Raw genomic sequence first — 18,720 nt, forward strand, 5'->3', positions numbered from 1 at the left:
ACGAGCAGTGGTCCAAGACATGATCAGGCTGGAGTCCATAGCCTCACGCTATGGAGGAGTTACGCTGCCCCTATGCAGTTCCAGCAGTTGGCGTACTTCGTGGCGGTCGCGGACGCCCGGCACTTCACCCGGGCCGCCGAGGCCGTGCACGTCTCGCAGCCCTCGCTGTCGCAGCAGATCCGGGCGCTGGAGAAGGAGCTGGGCGCCGTGCTCTTCAGCCGGGCCCGGGGCAACATCACGCTCACCGACGCGGGTGAGGCCCTGCTGCCGCTGGCCCGGCGGATCCTCGCCGACGCCGACACCGCCCGGCACGAGGTGCTGGAGCTGGCCCGGCTGACCCGGGGGCGGGTCCGGCTGGGGGCGACGCCCAGCCTGTGCACCGGTCTGCTGCCGGACGTGCTGCGGGCCTTCCACGACCGGCACCCGGGCATCCAGCTGCTGATCGAGGAAGGCGGTTCGCACGACCTGGTCCGCGAGCTGGCCCGCGGGGCGCTGGACCTGGCGCTGGTGGTGCTGCCGCTGCCGAGCCCGTCGCCCGCGCTGACCACGGTCGAGCTGTTCCAGGAGGACCTGGTGGTGGTCTCCTCGGCCGAGGCGCCCGCGCCGCGCTCCCCGGTGCGGATCGCCGACCTGGAGGGGCGGCCGATGGTGATGTTCCGGCACGGCTACGACCTGCGGGACCTGACGCTGGCGGCCTGCCGGTCGGCGGGCTTCGAGCCGTACTTCACCGTCGAGGGCGGGGAGATGGACGCGGTGCTCGGCTTCGTCCGCGCGGGGCTCGGCGTCGGGGTCGTCCCCACCATGGTCGCCGACCGGGCCGGCCCCGGGCTGCGGGTCACTCCGCTGGCCGACCCCGGGCTGCGGCGCACGGTGGCGCTGGCCCACCGCAGCGATGTGGCCCCGCCGCGCGCGGCCAGGGTGCTCCAGGACGTCCTGCTCTCCTCCGCCCGCCGGGTGGTGACCCGCAGCGGACTGCGGCCGGCCGGGACGGACGGAGCGGACGCGGCGGAGCGGGCCGGGGAGCCGGAGGGAGCGGAGGGCTGAGCGGGCCGGGCACGTACCGCGCGCTGCCGCCGGCCGCCGGGCGCTCAGTCCAGTGGCACCGGCTCCCGCGTCCGCGGGCCGCCGGCGCTGCCGGTGTTGACCGTCCCGGCCGGTTCCAGCATCAGGATCGCGGTCTCCTCCTCGGCGCGCGGGCAGTGCTCGACGCCCTTGGGGACCACATAGATCTCGCCGGGGCCGAGGACCACGTCACCGTCCCGCAGCTGGATGGTCAGCAGCCCGCTGACCACCAGGAACAGCTCGTCGGTCGCCTCGTGGGTGTGCCAGACGAACTCCCCCTGGACCTTGGCGATCTTCACGTCGTAGTCGTTGATCCCGGCGATCCGGTGCGGCGCCCACTGCTCGGCGAACAGCGCGAGTTTCGCCTCGATGTTCACGGCGGTGGCAGGCTTGGTGATGTCGGTCATGGCCCCAGCCTGCCCCATCGGGCGGGCGCGGGGCTTGTACGATCCTGGCGGGATGCGGCGGGACGCGGCGGGATCCTGGTCGGAGGGAAGGCGCGGGTGACGGCGTGGTGAAGGCGGCGGGCGGGGACACGCGGGTGCACGCCTGGCGGCCGGCCGCGGCGGGGATCACCGAGGTACTGCACGCCCGCTTCACCGACCACGCCTATCCGGTGCACACCCACGACACCTGGGACCTGATGCTGCTGGACGACGGTGTCGTGGACTTCGCGCTGGACCGCAGGCGGCACGACGCGACGGACGCCGGCCGGGTGGTGCTGCTGCCGCCGGGTGTCCCGCACGACGGCCGTACGGTCGGTCCGCTGGGTTTCCGCAAGCGGGTGATCTACCTCAGTACGGCGGTGCTGCCGGAGCGGCTGGCCGGCCCGGCGGTGGACGGGCCGATCCTGGGCGACGCCCTGCTGCACCACCGGGTGCACGAGCTCTATGTGGCGCTGCGGCACGACGGCGACGCGCTGGAGGCCGAGTCGCGGCTGGCCTTCGTCCGCGAACGGCTGCTGGTGCACCTGGACGCGCACCGGGTGCGCGAGCCGGGACGGGAAGGGGACCGGCTGGCGGCCCGGCTGCGCGAACTGCTGGACGCCCGGCTGGACGAGGGCCTGACCCTCCAGGAGGCCACCGCGCTCCTGCACGCGCACCCGACCCATCTGATCCGCAGCTTCTCGCGGGCCTACGGGCTGCCGCCGCACACCTATCTGACCGGCCGACGTATCGACCGGGCCCGCCGGCTGCTGCTGGCGGGCGTACGGCCGGTCGATGTCGCCGCTGCGGTCGGCTTCTACGACCAGGCGCATCTGAACCGGCACTTCACCCGGCATCTGGGCGTCTCGCCCGCGCGGTACGCCAGGGGCGGGCGGCGCCGCTGAATCCGGCGCCGCCCGCCCCCGTCCGGCCCTTCGTCAGTGCGTGATGATCGCCGGGTCGCTGACGCCGGGGCGGCCGGTCTCGACATGGCCGGCGAAGCGCCGCTGGAACGCCGCGTCGTGGTCGCCGCGGACGGTCAGGTCGTACCAGTGCTCGCTGCGGCCGAGGTCCACCGGGTGCGTCTCGCGGTGGCCGGCCCGCACGGTGTAGGTCTGCGCGCGGCCGTCGTAGGCGTCCCGCACGGTGAAACGGACCGCGCCGCGGCCGGAGTTGGTGAAGGTCAGCTCGACCCGGCCGCTGCCGCCGTCGTGCCGGGCGGTCACCTCGGCGCCGCCGCCGGCCGCTGAGCCCTGGAAGGCGCGCAGGAAGCCGTTGGGGCCGTGCACGGTCAGGTCGTAGGCGCCGTGGGTGGCGGCGGTGTCCCAGCTGCCGGAGATCTTCTTACCGGCTTCGGTGGTGTACGACCAGGGGCCGTCGGCGCGGTTGCCGGCGGTGACGTGGAAGGCGGCGCCGGCCGCGGCGCCGCCGCCGAAGGTGAGGCCGATGTGCCCGGCGGTCACCGCCGCGTCGACCAGCGGCGCGTAGGCCAGCGGGCGGGCCGGACGGGAGCCGCGCTCCTGCTTGGGCAGCACCTGGTGGGCCGGCGGCACCGGCACGAAGCTGTCGTGGCGGTCCTTGTCGGCCGGCTGGTAGCCGTCGGTGTCCGGCAGCCGGACCGGCCGCTCCCGCTGGAGGCCGAAGTCGAAGGCGGAGGTGAGGTCGCCGCAGACGGCCCGGCGCCAGGCCGAGATATTGGGCTCCTTCACCCCGAAGCGGCGCTCCATGAAGCGGAGGATCGAGGTGTGGTCGAAGGTCTCGGAGCAGACGTAGCCGCCGGTGCTCCACGGGGAGACCACCAGCATCGGCACCCGCTGGCCCAGGCCGTACTCACCTGCGGCGTAGGTGGCGTTGCCGGCGAAGAGCTCAGCGGCGGTGTCGGTGGTGGAGGCTCCGCCGGGCAGGACCATCGGCGGCACCAGGTGGTCGAAGTAGCCGTCGTTCTCGTCGTAGGTGATGAACAGCGCGGTCCTGCTCCACACCTCGGGGTTGGAGGTGAGCGCGTCCAGGACCTGTGAGACGTACCAGGCGCCGTAGTTGGCGGGCCAGTTGGGGTGCTCGGAGAATGCCTCGGGCGCGGCGATCCAGGAGATCTGCGGCAGCGTGCCGGCCTTGACGTCGGCGCGCAGCACGTCGAAGAAGCTGTCGCCGGCCGCCGCGTCGGTGCCGGTGCGGGCCTTGTCGTACAGGGCGTCGCCGGGCTGGGCGTTCTGGTACTGGTGGAAGTACAGCAGCGAGTTGTCGCCGTAGTTGCCCCGGTAGGCGTCCGGGATCCAGCCCCAGGAGTTCGCGGCGTCCAGGCCGTCGCCGACGTCCTGGTAGATCTTCCAGGAGACGCCCGCCTCCTCCAGCCGCTCCGGGTAGGTCGACCAGGCGTAGCCCGCCTCGGAGTTGTCCAGGACCGGGCCGCCGCCCCTGCCGTCGTTGCCGGTGTAACCGGTCCACATGTAGTAGCGGTTGGGGTCGGTACCTCCGATGAAGGAGCAGTGGTAGGCGTCGCAGACGGTGAACGCGTCGGCGAGCGCGTAGTGGAAGGGGATGTCCTCACGGGTCAGATAAGCCATGGTGCCCGCCGACTTGGCCGGGATCCACTGGTCGTACTTGCCGCCGTTGACCGCGGCGTGGCTGCCGATCCACTCGTGGTTGAGGCCCTCGATGAACTGCAGGCCCAGGTCGTCCGCGTCCGGGTGGTAGGGCAGCACCTCACCGGCGCCGTCGGGCTGGTGGAACACCGACTTGCCGTTCGCCAGTCGCACCGGGCGGGGATCGCCGAAACCGCGCACACCGCGCATCGAGCCGAAGTAGTGGTCGAAGGACCGGTTCTCCTGCATCAGGACGACGATGTGCTCGACGTCCTTCAGGGTCCCGGTGCGGCGGCTCGCCGGTATGGCGGCCGCCCGGGTGATGCTGCCGGACAGGGCGGTGAAGCCGGCGGTGGCGCCGGCGATCTGCAGAAAACGCCGCCGGTTGAGTTCAGACATGACTGACCTGGCCTCTTCGCAAGGGGTGGGAGGGCGTGGGGGGAGAGATGTGCACCAAGAGCAGCGACACGAGGCGACGGGCCGGTGTCGCGGGCGTGAAAGCCGGCGGTACGGCTCGCGAACAGCCCCGGCGGATGCGGCGTGTCGCGCCCGGTGCTCCGGCTGGGGCGAAAGGGCCGGGAAGCAGGGGGACTTGACCGCTGTTTCGGTCGTGCCGTCACATCGCGTTCCGACGTCATCCGGACAGGCGGCGTTCAACTGGGCGTCGCCGGGGGGCGGGAGTCTTCACGCGTTCTCAGCCCGCACGCGTTCTCGACGTCGACGCGTACTCAGCCCTTCCGCCTTCCAGCGCCAAGGAGCAACAATGGTCGCACAGTTGGACACGCCGGAGCCGTCCGGGGACCGCCTCAGCCGGCGTACCGCCGTCGGGCTGCTCGGCACCGCGGGAGTGGGCGCGGTCGCCGCGCCGCTGCTGACCGCCGGCCCGGCCGCGGCGGACACGGCCGGCGCGCCCGCCTTCCACCCCACCCCGGACTCCGGCGGCGCCTCGCCGGTGCAGGGCCTGCACCTGACCTTCGGCAAGGACCCGAGCACCCAGATGGTGGTGTCCTGGATCACCGACGGACCGGTCAAGCGCCCCCGGGTGCTGTACGGCACCCTCGACCACGGCCTGGGCTCGGGCGCGAACGCGCGGACCCGGACCTACACCGATGGCAAGTCCGGCCGGGTGGTCTACGTCCACCACGCGCTGATCAGCCGGCTGAAGCCGGGCACCGACTACCTCTACCTGGTGTCGCACGACGGCGCGACCCCGGACAGCGGCACCTTCAAGACCGCGCCGCGCGGGCGGCAGCCGCTGACCTTCACCAGCTTCGGCGACCAGTCGGCGCCGCAGGTGACCTGGGCCAGTGACGGCACGGTGGCGCTGGACGCCAACTCCACGCCCGCGACGAAGGACATCGTGACCGGCGTCGAGCAGGTCGCGCCGCTGTTCCACCTGCTCAACGGCGACCTGTGCTACGCCAACCTGGATGTGGACCGGGTCCGCACCTGGAACAACTTCTTCACCAACAACACCCGTTCGGCGCGGTTCCGGCCGTGGATGCCGGCCGCCGGCAACCACGAGATCGAGAGCGGCAACGGCCCGATCGGCCTGGGCGCCTACCAGACCTACTTCGAGCTGCCGTCGACCGAGACCGACGACGAACTGGCCGGTCTGTGGTACGCGTTCACCGCCGGCTCGGTGCGGGTGATCGTGCTGCAGAACGACGACAACGCGCTGCAGGACGGCGGCGACCTGTATGTCAGCGGCTACTCCGGCGGCCGTCAGCTGGCCTTCCTGGAGCGGGAGCTGAAGGCGGCCCGCAAGGACACCGACGTCGACTGGATCGTCGTCGCCATGCACCAGGTGATGGTCAGCTCCTCCGACGCCAATGGCGCCGACCTCGGGCTGCGCGCCAAGTACGGCCCGCTGTTCGACCGTTACAGCGTGGACCTGGTGGTCTGCGGCCACGAGCACAACTACGAGCGGTCGCTGTCGGTCCGCGGTGTGGTCAGCGGCAGCGAGACGCTCACCCCGAACCCGGCCTCCACCCGCACCGACGACATCGACACCTCGCTGGGCACCGTGCACATGATCCTGGGCGGCGGCGGTGTCTCGGGCACCACCAACCAGGCGTTCTTCAAGGACGGCACCGGCAAGGTGATCACCGCGGTCTCCGACACCCGGCCGGCCGGCGGCAAGCGGGCCTCGACCTATGTCAAGGAGGAGGCGGTGTGGATCGGGGTGCGGGACATCGAGCACCCCTACGGTTTCGCGGCGTTCACCGTCGACCCCGGCCGCTTCCCCGGTGACACCACCCGGCTGCACGTCACGTACTACAACGTGAACAAGCCGAACGGCGAGCTGTCGGTGTTCGAGAACTTCACGCTGCACCGCAAGCGGTCCGACGGCCATCGCTGAGGTCCGACCCGAGAGCGGGCGGGGCGCGCGGCCCGAGGCCGGCGCCCCGCCCGCACCCGCGCCGACCGCCCGGGGCGCGGCTCCGGGCACCCGCGCCCCCATCCGTGCAGTCACCACCTTGTACGCTCGTCCCCTGGTCACACGGGTGAAGGGGTGGTTCGGACATGCGGGCACAGGGCTTCGGGCCGCGGATCCTCACCGCGCATCTCGGCTACGGGCTCGGCGCGTCCAAGGCCGTGCTGGCCGACCTGCCGGACGGCAGGCCGCCGCGGCGGGTCGAACTGGCCGGGCCGGACGGGGTGAGCGAGCTGGCCGCCGGGCCGGTCGAGGCGGCGCCCGGCTGGCGGGCCGGCCCCTACTCCCGGATCGAGCTGCCCCGGGACCTGCCGGCCGGCCGCTACACCGTGCGGCTGCTGGACGCCGACGGGCGGAGCACCGCCTGCGAGCCGTTCGAGATCGCCCCCGACCGGCTCCAGCGGCAGACGATGTCGGACGTCCTGGCGTATTTCAAGGCCATGCGGTCCAGCGGCGAGATCGACCGCAAGGACCGGCACGCCCTGCTGTGGGGCGACGACAGCGGCCGGGAGGTGGACGCCCGCGGCGGCTGGCTGGACGCGAGCGGCGACACCAGCAAATTCCTCAGCCACCTCACCTACACCCGCACCATGAGCCCGCAGCAGACGCCGCTGTGCGCCTGGGCGATGATGGCGGCGCGTGACGCGCTGGCCGGCCGCCACCCGGCGCTGCTGCGCTCGCTCGGCGCCAGACTCCGCGACGAGGCGCTGTGGGGCGCCGACTTCCTGGTGCGCTTCCGGGCGCCGGAGGGCTATTTCTACACCGGCATCTTCGACGCGCTCACCAAGCGCCTGGACGAGCGCGTGGTCACCGCCCCGCTCCCCGACTGCGTCCGCACCGACCGCTACCAGGCGGCCTACCGCCACGGCGGCGGCCTGGCCGTCGCCGCCCTCGCCCGCGCCTCGGCCCTCGACGCGCACGGCGACTTCACCTCGGCGCGGTACCTGTCCACGGCCCTGGACGGCTTCCTGCATCTGGAGGCGCACAACAAGGAGTATCTGGACGACGGTACGGAGACGGTCGTCGACGACTACACCGCGCTGCTGGCCGCCTGCGAACTCCTCGCGGTGGCCCCCTCGGGTGACCCGGACGGGCCCGGCGCCGAGGTGTGGCCGGTCGTCCGGGACGCCGCCCGGCGGCGGGCGCGGTCGCTCGCGGAGCGCTATGAGCGCGGCCGGGAGCCCGGCTGGTTCCGGGGCGACGAGGAGGGCCGGCCCTTCTTCCACGCGGTCGAGGGCGGGCTGCCGATCCTGGCACTGGTGCGGTTCGCCGAGGTGCTGCCGGACGGACCGGAAGCGGCGGCGGCCGCCGCGCTCGCCGCCGAGGCGATGCTCGACATCCTGGCCCGCACCGGCTCGGTGCCCAATCCCTTCGGCTACCCCCGGCAGCGGGTGCGGCCGGCCGGCGGCACCGACCGGGACGCCTTCTTCTTCCCGCACGCCAACGAGACCGGCTACTGGTGGCAGGGCGAGAACGCGGGCATCGCCTCGCTGGCCGCCGCGGCCGTCGCCTGCGCCGGGCTGGAGACGGTCGCCGGGCCGGACCGGGAGCGGCTGGAGCGCTTCGCGGACGACCAGCTGGCCTGGATCACCGGCCGCAATCCGTTCGACGCCTCGATGCTCCAGGGCCGGGGCCGGGGCAACGTCGACTACGCCACCGACTTCCCCAATCTGCCCGGCGGCATCGTCAACGGCATCACCTCCGGCTGGAGCGACGAGGACGACATCGCCTTCCTGCCGGCCGACGCGCCGGAGGGCGACGACTGGCGGTGGGCCGAGCAGTGGATCCCGCACACCGGCTGGTTCCTGCTCGCGGTGGCCATGGCCCGCTGAACCCGCGCCCGCACCCCACACACCGGCCCCCGGTTTCGTGTGGGCGGCGCCCATGACCGGGCGCCCGGCGGCGTCCTTATCCTGTTCGGGCCGTGGCGCACGGCGTGGACACGGGATTGCGGGGCGCGGATGCGGGACTACGAGGACATCGGTGTGCGGGTGCCGGGCGGCCGGCTGGCGGTACGCCGCTGGCCGGGCGCGCCGGGTGCCGCAGTGGTGGTGGGCGTGCACGGCATCGCCTCCAACGGACTCGCCTGGGCCGAGGTCGCCGAAGCCCTCGGCGACGGCATCGAGCTGATCGCGCCGGATCTGCGCGGCCGGGGCCTGAGCCGGGACGTGGCCGGGACGGGCAGCATGGCCCGGCACGCCGACGACCTGCTGGAGGTGCTGGAGCACCTCGGGATCGGGCAGGCGGTGCTGGCCGGGCACTCGATGGGCGGCTTCGTCGGCTGTGTCGCGGCCCACCGCGATCCGCGGCGCTGGACGGAACTGGTGCTGGTGGACGGCGGGCTGGGCTTTCCCCTCCCCCCGGACACCGACATCGACGCGGTGCTGCACGCGGTGATCGGCCCGGCGATGGCCAAGCTGGACATGGAGTTCGCCGACCGGGCCGCCTACCACTCCTTCTGGGCCGCGAACCCCGCCTTCGCGGAACTCGGCGGCCCGCTGGTGGCGGCGTATCTGGACCGCGATCTCACCGGCGCGGAACCGCACTTGAGGTCGGCCTGCCGCGCCGAAGCGATCCGTCAGGACGCCGAGGACGAGTTCCGCAGCCCCGAGGTGTTCGCCGCGATCCACGAACTCACCGTCCCCACCCGCCTGCTGTGGGCCGAGCGGGGACTGCGCGACGAACCGGTGGGGCTGTACGCGCCCGAGGTGATCGCCGCCAGTGGTCTGGCAGCCGAGGGCGTGGCGCTGCACTTCGTGCCCGGCGTCAATCACTACTCGGTGCTGCTCGGCGCCTCCGGGGCCCGCATCGTGGCCGGCCATCTGACCGATGCCGTACGCCGCACCCCGACCCGCGGCTGACCGGCGCCGTACGGGCCCGGACTCATGGCGCCCGGGCCCTTTCGCGCTCAGGCCGCGCCGGTCTCCTCCGGCACCAGCAGGGGCGCCCCGGTCGCGGCCAGCACCTGCTCCAGGCCGACGCCCGGAGCGAGTTCGACCAGCCGGAGCCCGTCCGGTGTCACGTCGACCACCGCGAGATCGGTGACGACGCGGTCCACCACGCGCCGGCCGGTGGCGGGCAGGGTCAGCTCCTCGACGAGCTTCGGTGAACCGTCCCTGGCGGTGTGCTCCATCACCACGATGAGCCGGCGGGCCCCGTGCACCAGGTCCATCGCCCCGCCCATGCCCTTGACCATCTTGCCGGGCACGGTCCAGTTGGCCAGGTCGCCGGCCGCCGAGACCTGCATCGCGCCGAGCACCGACACGTCGATCCGGCCGGAGCGGACCATCCCGAAGGAGAACGCCGAGTCGAAGTAGGCGGCGCCCGGGGCCACGGTCACCGTCTCCTTGCCCGCGTTGATCAGATCCGGGTGCTCCTGGCCCTCCACCGGGTAGGGGCCGACGCCCAGCACGCCGTTCTCGGAGTGCAGCACCACATGGACACCCGGCGGCAGCTGGTCCGGGATCAGGGTGGGCAGGCCGATGCCGAGGTTGACGTACTGGCCGTCGCGCAGCTCCCGCGCGGCCCGGGCCGCGAGCTGCTGGCGGTCGAGTCCCCTGTCGGGCATGGTCACTTCTCCTCCGGACGGACTGGATCGGCTGAGTCGGCTGAAACGACTGCATCGGCTGGACTGCGGGCGGGGTCGCGGTCGCGGGTGCCGAAGGGCTCGCGGACCGTGCGGCGTTCGATGCGCTTGCCGCCCGGGGCGGCGGCGACGACCCGGTCCACGTACACACCGGGCAGATGCACCGCGTCGGGCGGCAACTCACCGGGTTCCACGATGCGTTCGGCCTCGACCAAGGTGACGCGGCCGGCCCCGGCGCACAGCGGGTTGAAGTTGCGGGCGGCCGAGTGGAAGGCGCAGTTGCCGTGCCGGTCGGCGACGGCCGCCCGGACCAGGGCGAAGTCGGTGGTGATGGCTTCCTCCAGCAGATGCCGTACGCCCCCGAAGTCCCGTACCTCCTTGGGCGGCGAGGCGAGCGCCACCTCTCCCCCGGTCCCGTAGCGCCAGGGCAGACCGCCCTCCTCGACCTGGGTTCCCACGCCGGCCGGGGTGTAGAAGGCCGGGATGCCGGCACCGCCGGCCCGCAGCCGCTCGGCGAGGGTGCCCTGCGGGGTGAGTTCCAGCTCCAGTTCGCCGGCCAGATAGCGGCGGGCGAACTCCTTGTTCTCGCCGACGTAGGAGGACGTCATCCGGCTGATCCGCCCCGAGGCCAGCAGCAGGCCCAGACCCCAGTCGTCCACCCCGCAGTTGTTGGACACCACCCGCAGGTCGCTCGCGCCGGACCGCAGCAGCGCGGTGATCAGCGTCGAGGGGATGCCGCAGAGTCCGAAGCCGCCGACGGCGAGCGTCGCTCCGTCGGGGATGTCGGCCACCGCGTGGTCGGCCGAGGCCACAACCTTGTCCATGCGTCCGCCTTCTGGTGTCGTCGGGGAAGTGCGCGCCGGGGCCCGCCGGTCGTCGCGGGGCGCTCGCGGCCTTCCCCCGGACGGTCCCGGGGGCGGCTCGCGAGCCGGGCCCGGTGCTGCCACCTTTCCGAAGCGGGCGCGGCACCCGCCATGGTCCCCGCCGACATGGCTCATCACGGGAGTGCGTGTGCCGCCCACATGTCCGCCGCACCGGGGCGCTTCTACGGTTTGCCCAACCGTCAACCTTTCCGGGAGCCGTACCATGCGTCGCAGCAGCTCATCGAGCACCCTCAGAAGCAGTACCGTCACCGCGCTGGCGCTGCTGACCACCGGCCTCCTGCTGGCCGGGTGCAGCAAGGCGGGTACGGCCGGGAGTTCGGCGCCGGACAGCGCCAAGTCGGCCCCGGTCCCGGTCGGTCTGGTGTATTCCCGCAGCGGCCCGCTGGCCGCGTACGGCAAGCAGTACATCGACGGCTTCAACGCGGGCCTGGCGTACGCCACCCACAACACCGGCTCGGCCGGTGGCCACCGGATCGACGTCACGGTGCAGGACGACACGGGCGACCCGGCGAAGGCGGTCGCCGAGGCCAAGACCCTGATCGGCAAGGGCACGCACATCATCGCCGGCACCACCGACTCCGGGGTGGCGCTCCAACTGGCGCCGCTGGCCGCGCAGAACAAGGTGCTCTACATCCCGGGCCCGGCCGCCACCGACGCGCTGACCGGCGCCAACGCGTACACCTTCCGCTCCGGCCGGCAGTCGTACCAGGACATCCTGGCCGCCGGTTCGCTGCTGGGCGACTCGCACGGCAAGAAGGTCGTCGTGCTCACCCAGGACTCGGCCTTCGGGCAGGCCAACGTGGCCGCGGTGAAGCAGGTGCTGGGCGGGCAGGGCGCGCGGGTGGACTCGGTGCTGGCGCCGCCCAGCGCGAGCGACCTGACGCCGTTCGCCCAGTCGGTGAAGGCGAAGAAGCCGGATCTGGTCTTCGTCGCCTGGGCCGGGGCGAGCGCGCCCGCGCTGTGGACGGCGCTGGACCAGCAGGGTGTGGTGACCGCCACCAAGGTGGTCACCGGACTGGCGGGTGTCGCCTCGTATCCGCTGTTCGGCAAGGCCGGCGCCAGGATCTCCTTCCTGGCGCACTACTTCCCGGGCGCGGCCGGCACCCCGGTCGAGCAGGCGATGCTGGACGGCATCACCAAGGCCGGCGGCACTCCCGACCTGTTCAGCCCGGACGGCTTCACCGCCGCGCAGATGATCGTGCACGCGATCGAGTCCGGCAGCGCCACCGACGCCACCGCGATGGCCAAGTCCCTGGAGGGCTGGACGTTCCAGGGTCCGAAGGGCGAGGAGCAGATCCGGGCCGCCGACCACGCCTTGCTGCAGCCGATGTTCACCGCGAAGCTCGACGGCAGCGGCGCGGCGGCCGAGCCCGAGGTGATCACGCGGCTCCCGAAGGACGTGGTGACGCCGCCGCAGCAGAAGATGGCGGGCTGACGGTGGCTCCCGTACTGCGGCTGCTGGACCTGGGATGGTCGGTGGGAGGCGCGACGATCGTCGAGGACGTCTCCTTCGCGGTCGACGAGGGCGAGTTCCTGGCCTTCATCGGTCCCAACGGCGCCGGAAAGACCTCGTTGTTCAATCTGATCAGCGGCCTGGTGCCGGCCAGCCGAGGCTCGATCGGCCTCGACGGGACGGACATCACCGCCGAGAGTGTGCCGGCCAGGGCCCGGCGCGGCCTCGGCCGGACCTTCCAGACCTCCAGCCTGTGGCCGGCCATGACGGTCGCCGACCATGTGCGGCTGGCCGCGCAGGCGGCGGACGGCGGGTCGTACCGGATCTGGCGGCGGGCCCGCCCGTACGCCGACCGGGTCGGCCGGGTGCTGGAGCGCACCGGCCTGGCCGACCGGGCCGGGGCGGTCGCGGGCTCGCTGTCGCACGGCGAGAAACGCAAACTGGAGCTGGCGGTGCTGCTGGTGGGCGAGCCGCGGCTGATGCTGCTGGACGAGCCGATGGCCGGGGTGAGCGCCGAGGAGGTGCCGGCCCTGACCGCGCTGATCCGCTCGCTGCACCGCGACGAGGGCCGCACCGTGCTGATGGTCGAGCACCACATGGACGTCCTGCTGGGTCTGGCCGACCGGCTGGCCGTGATGCACCACGGCACGCTGCTCGCCCTCGACACCCCGGCGGCGGTCATGGCGGACACCACCGTGCAGCAGGCCTACCTCGGGGAGGCGTTGTGACCTCGATGCACGAACCGCTGCTGGTGGTACGGAACTTGGCGGTGGTGATCGGCGGCCGGCACATCCTGCACGGGGTGGACCTCGATGTCGCCCCGGGCGGGGTGACCGCGCTGCTGGGCCGCAACGGCGCGGGCAAGACGACGACGGTACGCGCAGTGCTCGGTCTGGTCCCGCGCACCGGCAGTGTGCGGTTCGCGGGCGAGGAGACGGTACGGCTGGCCACGCACACGCTGGTGCGGCGCGGTATCGGCTACGCGCCGGAGGACCGGGGCGTCTTCGCCGGGCTGACGGTGGCGGAGAATCTGCGGCTGGCCGAGCGGCCGGGCGCCGGCGGGCCGGCGTATCCGCTGGTGCACGAGCTGTTCCCCGAACTGAAGTTCCGCGCGGGCCAGTTGGCCGGCACCTTGTCCGGCGGCCAGCAGCAGATGGTGGCGATCGGCCGCACCCTGCTGAACGGCAACCGGCTGGTCATCGCCGACGAGCCCACCAAGGGCCTGGCGCCCAAGGTGGTCACCGAGGTGGCGCGGGTGCTGGAGCGCGCCGCGCAGGCGGTGCCGGTGCTGCTGGTCGAACAGAATCTGGCACTGGTGCGGCGGCTGGCCGGGCACTGCGTGGTGCTGGCGGACGGCCGGACCGCGCACGCCGGGCCGGCCGCCGAGCTGCTGGCCGACCCGGAGGCGTCCCGGCGGCTGCTGGGCGTCGGCCGCCACCGGCCCGATTCCGCCGCGCCGGCCGGGGAAACTGCGGCAGCCGGAGAACACACCAGTGGAAGCCGAGGAAGCACCGTGCCAGCCCGTTCCCCGGACGGCCCGCCGCGGGCCGTCCGCGCCGCAGGAGAGGCGGCCGGCTGATGTCCACCGTGGTCCTGCTCGCCGTCACCGGACTGGGCCTGGGCGCCCTGTACTTCCTGGTGGCCTCGGGCCTCTCGCTGATCTTCGGTCTGATGGACGTACTCAACTTCGCCCATGGCGCGCTGCTTTCGGTGGGCGCGTACGCCACCTGGTGGGCCGCGTCGGGGCGGGTGCCGGGCGCGGGTCCCGGTGGCTTCGGCTTTGTGCTGGCGGTGGCGTTCGGCACCGCGGTGGGCACGGTGGCCGCGGTCGTACTCGAACTGGCCCTGATCCGGCCGCTGTACGAACGGCCGCGCGAGCAGGTGCTGGCCACCGTCGGAGTGGGGCTCGCGGTGCCGGCGCTGCTGTCGGCGATCTGGGGCGCCGACGCCCGGCAGTTCCCCGGGCCCAAGGCGCTGTCCGGCACCTTCGGGCTACTGGGCGCGCGCATTCCGGTGAACCGGCTGGTGCTGATCGCGGCGGCCGTCGTGGTGCTGCTGGCGCTGCGGCTGTTCCTCGGCCGGACCCGGCACGGCCTGGTGGTGCGGGCCGGGGTGGAGGACCGCGCGATGGTCACCGCGCTCGGCATCGATGTGCGGCGCGCCTTCACCCTGGTCTTCGCGATCGGCGGGGCCGCCGCGGCGCTCGGCGGCGCGCTGGGCGGGCTGTACTACGGCTCGGTCGATCCGCAGCAGGGGACCTCGCTGCTGATCTTCGCCTTCGTGGTGGTGGTGATGGGGGGCATGGGCTCGGTGACGGGCGCGGCGCTGGCGGCCGTCGGGGTGGGCCTGGTCCAGCAGTTCGCCAACTACTACGCCGCGTCCGGACTCGGCGACCTCGCCGTGGTCGTCCTGCTCGCCGCGCTGCTGCTGCTCAAGCCGCGCGGCCTCACCGGGAGGCTCGCATGACCGCCGCCACCGAAGTCCGCGAGCCCACTCGGGAGAGCGCTCCACCGGTCCGTTCCGGACGGCGGATCGTCCGCTGGTGGCCGGCGGCGGCGCTGCTGGCGCTGCTGGCGGCGCCGTACAGCGCGCTGCCGCTGCCGGGGCTGCTGGCCGGGCCGGTCGGCTCGGCCGGCAGCCTGCAACTGCTGGCGCTGTGCCTGGTGTTCGGCGCGCTGGCCACCGGTTACGACCTGCTGCTCGGCCGCACCGGGCTGCTGTCCTTCGGGCACGCCCTGTACTTCGCGGCGGGCAGCTACGCCACCAACACCTTCATGACCGAGGCCGGGCTGCCGTTCGTGCCGTCCGCCGTGCTGGGGGTGCTGTTCGGGATCGCGCTCTCCGCGCTGCTGGGTTCGGTGTCGCTGCGGGTGAGCGGGATCGCCTTCTCGATGGTGACACTGGCCTTCGCCCAGGCCGGTTCGATCCTGGTGGAACGGGACCCCGGCGGATTCACCGGCGGCGAGGAGGGCCGGGCCATCCCGGCGGACAAGCTGCCGGCGGCACTGGCCGGCATCGGCAACACCGTCAATCTGTACTGGATCGCGCTGGCGTATCTGGTGGTGACTCTCGCCGTGGTGCAGTGGGCGGTGCGCTCCCCCACCGGCCGGGTCTGGGAGGGCATCAAGGAGAACGAGCGCCGGGTGGAGGTGCTGGGCCTGAGGCCGTACGGCTTCAAGCTGACGGCGTTCGTGCTGGCCGGCGCGCTGGCCGCGGTCGGCGGGATCGTCCACCTGCTGCTGACCGGCGGCGCCACCCCGCAGACCACCACCTCCGATTTCACCCTGTCGCTGCTGGTGATGGTGGTGCTGGGCGGCTCGGGCTCCCGCTGGGGCCCGCTGATCGGCGGGGTCCTCTACACCTGGGCGGACCAGCGCCTGGGCGACCTGGCCGGCTCGGGCACGGTGGCCGGCCTGCCCTCGGTGCTGCGGGTGCCGCTGTCGCAGCCGCTGTTCCTGCTCGGCACGCTGTTCGTGGTGGTGGTCTACGCGCTGCCGGGCGGCGTCGTCCGCCTCCCGGCCCGGCTCCGCGGCCGGAAAGGTTCGCCGGTTTCACGGCGGTGAGCCTTTCCGGCCGCGGCCCTAGCGGTTGCCGGACAGCAGGTGCAGCCGGAGCGCGAGCTGGAGTTCCAGCGCGCGCTCCGGGTCGTTCCAGCCCGCGCCCAGCAGCGCCTGGATCCGGTCGAGGCGCTGCACCACCGTGTTGACGTGCAGATGCAGTTCGTCCTTGGTGCGGGTGAGGGTACCGCCGCAGGCGAAGTACGCGCCGAGGGTGCGGACCAGTTCGGTGCCGCGGCGCGCGTCGTAGTCGAGCAGCGGGCCCAGCGTCGCGGTGACGAAGGAGTCGACGTCCCGCTCATTGCCCAGCAGCACTCCGAGGAAGCCGAGTTCGACGGCGCTGGCGCCGTCGCCGATCCGGCCGAGCGACTGGAGCGCGCGCAGACAGCGCAGCGCCTCGGCGTGCGCGTCCGCGATGGCCCGCGGTCCGGAGGCCGGGCCGCCGGCCGCCACCGTGACCGGGCCGCCGACCAGATGGCCGAGCTGGGCGACTGCGGCCCTGGCCGCCCGGCCGGGAAGTGTCCCGTCGTGCGGCAGCAGCAGGACGACCGTGCCGGAGTGCTCAGCGCTGATGCCGTCGCTGCCGAACAGATACTGCCCCGCCGCCCCGGCCAGCTTGTCGTGGCCCGTTTCCTGCCGGTCGGCCGCCTCGGCGACCAGCACCAGGCACGGGCGCCCGAGATCCACCCCGAGCCGCCGGCCGCGCACCACCAGTCCGGCCGGGTCCCGCCCCGGGGCGGTCAGCAGGTCGGTGATCAGCTCACCGCGCACCCGGTTCTCGGTCTCCGCGACCGAGCGGCTGAGCAGCAGCAGGAGCGCGGTCACCACCCCGGCCCTTTCGAACAGCCGCCGGTCGGAGTCGTCGAGCCGGCCCCGCCCGTAGAGCACCAGGCTGCCCAGCAGTTCCTGGCCGGCCAGCACCGCGCAGGTCCAGCGGCTGTCGCGGAGCACCGCGCGGGCCGCGGCGTGCGAGTCGGCGGCCAGCCTGACCAGCGAGGCGGTCTCGGGGACGGCGCCTTCGAAGGGTTCGCCGCGACGGCCGACGGCGGCCAGCGTACGGCCCTCGGGGTCGTGGATGGTGATGGCGCCGTCGAGCAGTCCGGCGACCGCGGCGGCCACCTCCGAGAGGTCGCCGCCGCGCAGCACCAGGTCGGTGAGCCGGTCGTGCGCCTCCTCGGCGCGCTGCATCGCCGCGGCGTGCTCGCGGATGACCGCGCCGGCCTCGGCGAGTTCGGTGATCGCCTTGGCGGTGTCGATGGCGATGGCGGCGTGCGCGGCCAGCGAGCACAGCAGGGCCACCTCGTCGGGCGAGAAGGGGCGCGGGGTGCGGTCGGCGGCGAAGAGCACGCCGATCACATCGCCGTCGCCGCCCGCTCCGCCGCGGCTGCCCAGCAGCAGCGGCACCCCGAGGATGCCGACCAGGCCCTCGTCGAGGACGCCCTCGTCGATCGAGCCGGTGTGCCGGAACCGCTCGTCGGTGCGGTAGTCCGGGGTGGCGTACGGGCGGGCGGTCTGGGCGACCAGTCCGCCGAGGCCGTCGCCGTAGCTGAGCCGCAGGTTCTGGAAGAGCGGTGACACCGAGCCGTCGGTGACCCGCATACAGGTGTCACCGGCCTCGTCGTCGCGCAGTGTCAGATAGGCGGTGTCGGTGCCGAGCAGCGATCGGGCCCGGCGCACGATCGACTGGAGGACGGCGTCCAGGTCGCGCAGGGCCGCCAGGTCTCCCGCGGTGTCGAAGAGCGCGGCCAGTTCGGTCTCCCGGCGGCGGTGCTGCCGCAGGGTCCGGCGCACCCGCAGGGCGGTTCCGGTGGCCTGCTCCAGTTCGGACAGGTCGGCGGCGCTCGCCCCCCGGACCCGGGCCTGGGCGGCGACCGCGCCGTACTCCTCGGCGGGCGCGTCGTCCGCGACGAGTTCCAGCAGCCGGCGCAGGTAGGGGGCTATGGGGGCGGGGGTCGCCGAAGACGCTGAGGACGCTGAGGACGCTGAGGATGCCGGAGGTGATGTCATCGTGTTGGCCACCGTGCGGGAGATCGGCCCCGTGCGCGGGCCGGTGCTCCGGCGCCCGCACGGGAAATGGGGTGCGGTCGGGTGCGGCGCCGTTCACATCGACGTGGCGGCGGCTTCCGTGTCTGCGACCCTACCGAGCCGGACCCGGCCGCGCACCGGTCCGGACCGCCCCCGCCACCCGGCACTATGTGCTGCATGACTCTCCCTCCCGAGGACCATCCGCTCCCCCACCACCCGTCCGTAGCGCTCCAGCACGAACGGCTGGTCTTCGCGCGCATGCGGACCACGCAGGACCGGGTCGCGGACGCGATCACCGCGTTCGCCGGCACCATGGGCTTCGTCTATCTGCACGCGGTCTGGTTCGCCGGCTGGATCGCCGTGAACGAGGGGCTGATCGGCCGGCGGGCGGTCTTCGACCGCTATCCGTTCGGCCTGCTCACCATGATCGTGAGCCTGGAGGCCATCTTCCTGTCCACCTTCGTGATGGTCAGCCAGAACCGGCAGGCGACCCGGGAGAACATCCGCGCGGACCTGGACTTCGAGACCAATCTGCGGGCCGAGGTGTGGTCGATCCACATAGGCAAGGCGCTGGGGCTCGACCCGGACCGGATCGAGCGCCATGTGCAGGACGCCATCGCCGACAGCCGCGACCGGCTGAGCGGCGCCCCGAGCGGCCCGCCGCGGACCGACCCGTGAGCGCACGCCCTAAAGGCGCACCCACGCCCCC

The 18,720-nt window shown here is 73.3% G+C and carries 16 protein-coding genes; 11 read left to right on the forward strand and 5 right to left on the reverse strand.

All coding sequences use genetic code 11. The features are described from left to right. The first annotated feature begins 72 nt into the window (after positions 1–72). Positions 73–1,044 carry a LysR family transcriptional regulator gene (locus ACFO3J_RS29835; protein WP_386435935.1) on the forward strand — a complete coding sequence of 324 codons (972 nt, stop codon included), beginning with the start codon at positions 73–75 and terminating at the stop codon, positions 1,042–1,044. Positions 1,045–1,088: 44 nt separating this feature from the next. Here the strand turns inward: ACFO3J_RS29835 and ACFO3J_RS29840 are convergent, their stop codons facing one another. Further along, positions 1,089–1,469 carry a cupin domain-containing protein gene (locus ACFO3J_RS29840; RefSeq protein WP_386435938.1) on the reverse strand — a complete coding sequence of 127 codons (381 nt, stop codon included), beginning with the start codon at positions 1,467–1,469 and terminating at the stop codon, positions 1,089–1,091. 104 nt (positions 1,470–1,573) lie between these two features. On the opposite strand from ACFO3J_RS29840, the gene ACFO3J_RS29845 reads away from it, so the two are divergent. Continuing rightward, positions 1,574–2,392 carry a helix-turn-helix transcriptional regulator gene (locus ACFO3J_RS29845; protein WP_386435941.1) on the forward strand — a complete coding sequence of 273 codons (819 nt, stop codon included), beginning with the start codon at positions 1,574–1,576 and terminating at the stop codon, positions 2,390–2,392. 33 nt (positions 2,393–2,425) lie between these two features. On the opposite strand, the gene ACFO3J_RS29850 is transcribed toward ACFO3J_RS29845, so the two are convergent. Continuing rightward, the gene (locus ACFO3J_RS29850) at positions 2,426–4,468 is read right to left on the reverse strand and encodes a phosphocholine-specific phospholipase C (protein WP_386435944.1); all 2,043 of its coding nucleotides are present in this window, start codon (positions 4,466–4,468) and stop codon (positions 2,426–2,428) included. Positions 4,469–4,832: 364 nt separating this feature from the next. Here ACFO3J_RS29850 and ACFO3J_RS29855 point away from each other — a divergent pair, with 364 nt between their 5' ends. The 3 genes from ACFO3J_RS29855 to ACFO3J_RS29865 all read left to right on the forward strand — a co-directional run bounded on the left by ACFO3J_RS29855 (position 4,833) and on the right by ACFO3J_RS29865 (position 9,367). Continuing rightward, the gene (locus ACFO3J_RS29855) at positions 4,833–6,431 is read left to right on the forward strand and encodes a purple acid phosphatase family protein (RefSeq protein ID WP_386435947.1); all 1,599 of its coding nucleotides are present in this window, start codon (positions 4,833–4,835) and stop codon (positions 6,429–6,431) included. A 164-nt stretch (positions 6,432–6,595) separates the two neighbouring features. Next, positions 6,596–8,338: a glycoside hydrolase family 9 protein gene (locus tag ACFO3J_RS29860; RefSeq protein WP_386435950.1), complete on the forward strand. Its 1,743-nt coding sequence runs from the start codon at positions 6,596–6,598 to the stop codon at positions 8,336–8,338. A gap of 129 nt (positions 8,339–8,467) precedes the next feature. Continuing rightward, positions 8,468–9,367 (forward strand): alpha/beta hydrolase, encoded by a 900-nt coding sequence (locus ACFO3J_RS29865; RefSeq protein WP_386435953.1) that lies wholly within the window; start codon positions 8,468–8,470, stop codon positions 9,365–9,367. 47 nt (positions 9,368–9,414) lie between these two features. On the opposite strand, the gene ACFO3J_RS29870 is transcribed toward ACFO3J_RS29865, so the two are convergent. Together ACFO3J_RS29870 and ACFO3J_RS29875 are read right to left on the reverse strand one after the other, a co-directional pair. Next, on the reverse strand, positions 9,415–10,074 hold the full coding sequence (locus ACFO3J_RS29870) for a 3-oxoacid CoA-transferase subunit B (RefSeq protein ID WP_386435956.1): 660 nt from the start codon (positions 10,072–10,074) through the stop codon (positions 9,415–9,417). A 2-nt stretch (positions 10,075–10,076) separates the two neighbouring features. Then, a complete protein-coding gene (locus tag ACFO3J_RS29875) occupies positions 10,077–10,916 on the reverse strand; it encodes a CoA transferase subunit A (protein WP_386435959.1) in 840 nt (279 codons plus the stop codon). 262 nt (positions 10,917–11,178) lie between these two features. Here ACFO3J_RS29875 and ACFO3J_RS29880 point away from each other — a divergent pair, with 262 nt between their 5' ends. The 5 genes from ACFO3J_RS29880 to ACFO3J_RS29900 are packed head-to-tail and all read left to right on the forward strand — an operon-like array spanning position 11,179 to position 15,992. Next, entirely contained in the window at positions 11,179–12,411 is a 1,233-nt protein-coding gene (locus ACFO3J_RS29880; protein WP_386435962.1) for a substrate-binding domain-containing protein, read from the forward strand. 2 nt (positions 12,412–12,413) lie between these two features. After that, entirely contained in the window at positions 12,414–13,157 is a 744-nt protein-coding gene (locus ACFO3J_RS29885; protein WP_386435965.1) for an ABC transporter ATP-binding protein, read from the forward strand. 5 nt (positions 13,158–13,162) lie between these two features. After that, complete coding sequence (locus tag ACFO3J_RS29890) at positions 13,163–14,008, forward strand: ABC transporter ATP-binding protein (protein WP_386436017.1); 846 nt, start codon at positions 13,163–13,165, stop codon at positions 14,006–14,008. Next, positions 14,008–14,895, forward strand: a complete 888-nt coding sequence (locus tag ACFO3J_RS29895; protein WP_386435968.1) for a branched-chain amino acid ABC transporter permease — start codon at positions 14,008–14,010, stop codon at positions 14,893–14,895. The genes ACFO3J_RS29890 and ACFO3J_RS29895 overlap by 1 nt, the downstream gene beginning before the upstream one ends. Beyond that, positions 14,892–15,992: a branched-chain amino acid ABC transporter permease gene (locus ACFO3J_RS29900; RefSeq protein ID WP_386435970.1), complete on the forward strand. Its 1,101-nt coding sequence runs from the start codon at positions 14,892–14,894 to the stop codon at positions 15,990–15,992. Before ACFO3J_RS29895 ends, ACFO3J_RS29900 begins: the two co-directional genes overlap by 4 nt. Positions 15,993–16,010: 18 nt before the next feature. Here the strand turns inward: ACFO3J_RS29900 and ACFO3J_RS29905 are convergent, their stop codons facing one another. Then, a complete protein-coding gene (locus ACFO3J_RS29905; protein ID WP_386435973.1) occupies positions 16,011–17,993 on the reverse strand; it encodes a helix-turn-helix domain-containing protein in 1,983 nt (660 codons plus the stop codon). Positions 17,994–18,188: 195 nt separating this feature from the next. Here ACFO3J_RS29905 and ACFO3J_RS29910 point away from each other — a divergent pair, with 195 nt between their 5' ends. Then, positions 18,189–18,689: a DUF1003 domain-containing protein gene (locus ACFO3J_RS29910; protein WP_386435975.1), complete on the forward strand. Its 501-nt coding sequence runs from the start codon at positions 18,189–18,191 to the stop codon at positions 18,687–18,689. Positions 18,690–18,720 lie beyond the last annotated feature (31 nt).

The sequence above is a fragment of the Streptomyces polygonati genome, from assembly GCF_042650325.1.
Lineage (GTDB): Bacteria > Actinomycetota > Actinomycetes > Streptomycetales > Streptomycetaceae > Actinacidiphila > Actinacidiphila polygonati.

Coding starts and splice junctions, on each gene's coding strand:
- ACFO3J_RS29855 (WP_386435947.1), top strand. CDS start 4,833: ATGGTCGCACAGTTGGACACGCCGGAGCCGTCCGGGGACCGCCTCAGC.
- ACFO3J_RS29880 (WP_386435962.1), top strand. CDS start 11,179: ATGCGTCGCAGCAGCTCATCGAGCACCCTCAGAAGCAGTACCGTCACC.
- ACFO3J_RS29835 (WP_386435935.1), top strand. CDS start 73: ATGCAGTTCCAGCAGTTGGCGTACTTCGTGGCGGTCGCGGACGCCCGG.
- ACFO3J_RS29870 (WP_386435956.1), bottom strand. CDS start 10,074: ATGCCCGACAGGGGACTCGACCGCCAGCAGCTCGCGGCCCGGGCCGCG.
- ACFO3J_RS29850 (WP_386435944.1), bottom strand. CDS start 4,468: ATGTCTGAACTCAACCGGCGGCGTTTTCTGCAGATCGCCGGCGCCACC.
- ACFO3J_RS29865 (WP_386435953.1), top strand. CDS start 8,468: ATGCGGGACTACGAGGACATCGGTGTGCGGGTGCCGGGCGGCCGGCTG.
- ACFO3J_RS29875 (WP_386435959.1), bottom strand. CDS start 10,916: ATGGACAAGGTTGTGGCCTCGGCCGACCACGCGGTGGCCGACATCCCC.
- ACFO3J_RS29860 (WP_386435950.1), top strand. CDS start 6,596: ATGCGGGCACAGGGCTTCGGGCCGCGGATCCTCACCGCGCATCTCGGC.
- ACFO3J_RS29895 (WP_386435968.1), top strand. CDS start 14,008: ATGTCCACCGTGGTCCTGCTCGCCGTCACCGGACTGGGCCTGGGCGCC.
- ACFO3J_RS29840 (WP_386435938.1), bottom strand. CDS start 1,469: ATGACCGACATCACCAAGCCTGCCACCGCCGTGAACATCGAGGCGAAA.
- ACFO3J_RS29910 (WP_386435975.1), top strand. CDS start 18,189: ATGACTCTCCCTCCCGAGGACCATCCGCTCCCCCACCACCCGTCCGTA.
- ACFO3J_RS29890 (WP_386436017.1), top strand. CDS start 13,163: ATGCACGAACCGCTGCTGGTGGTACGGAACTTGGCGGTGGTGATCGGC.
- ACFO3J_RS29905 (WP_386435973.1), bottom strand. CDS start 17,993: ATGACATCACCTCCGGCATCCTCAGCGTCCTCAGCGTCCTCAGCGTCT.
- ACFO3J_RS29900 (WP_386435970.1), top strand. CDS start 14,892: ATGACCGCCGCCACCGAAGTCCGCGAGCCCACTCGGGAGAGCGCTCCA.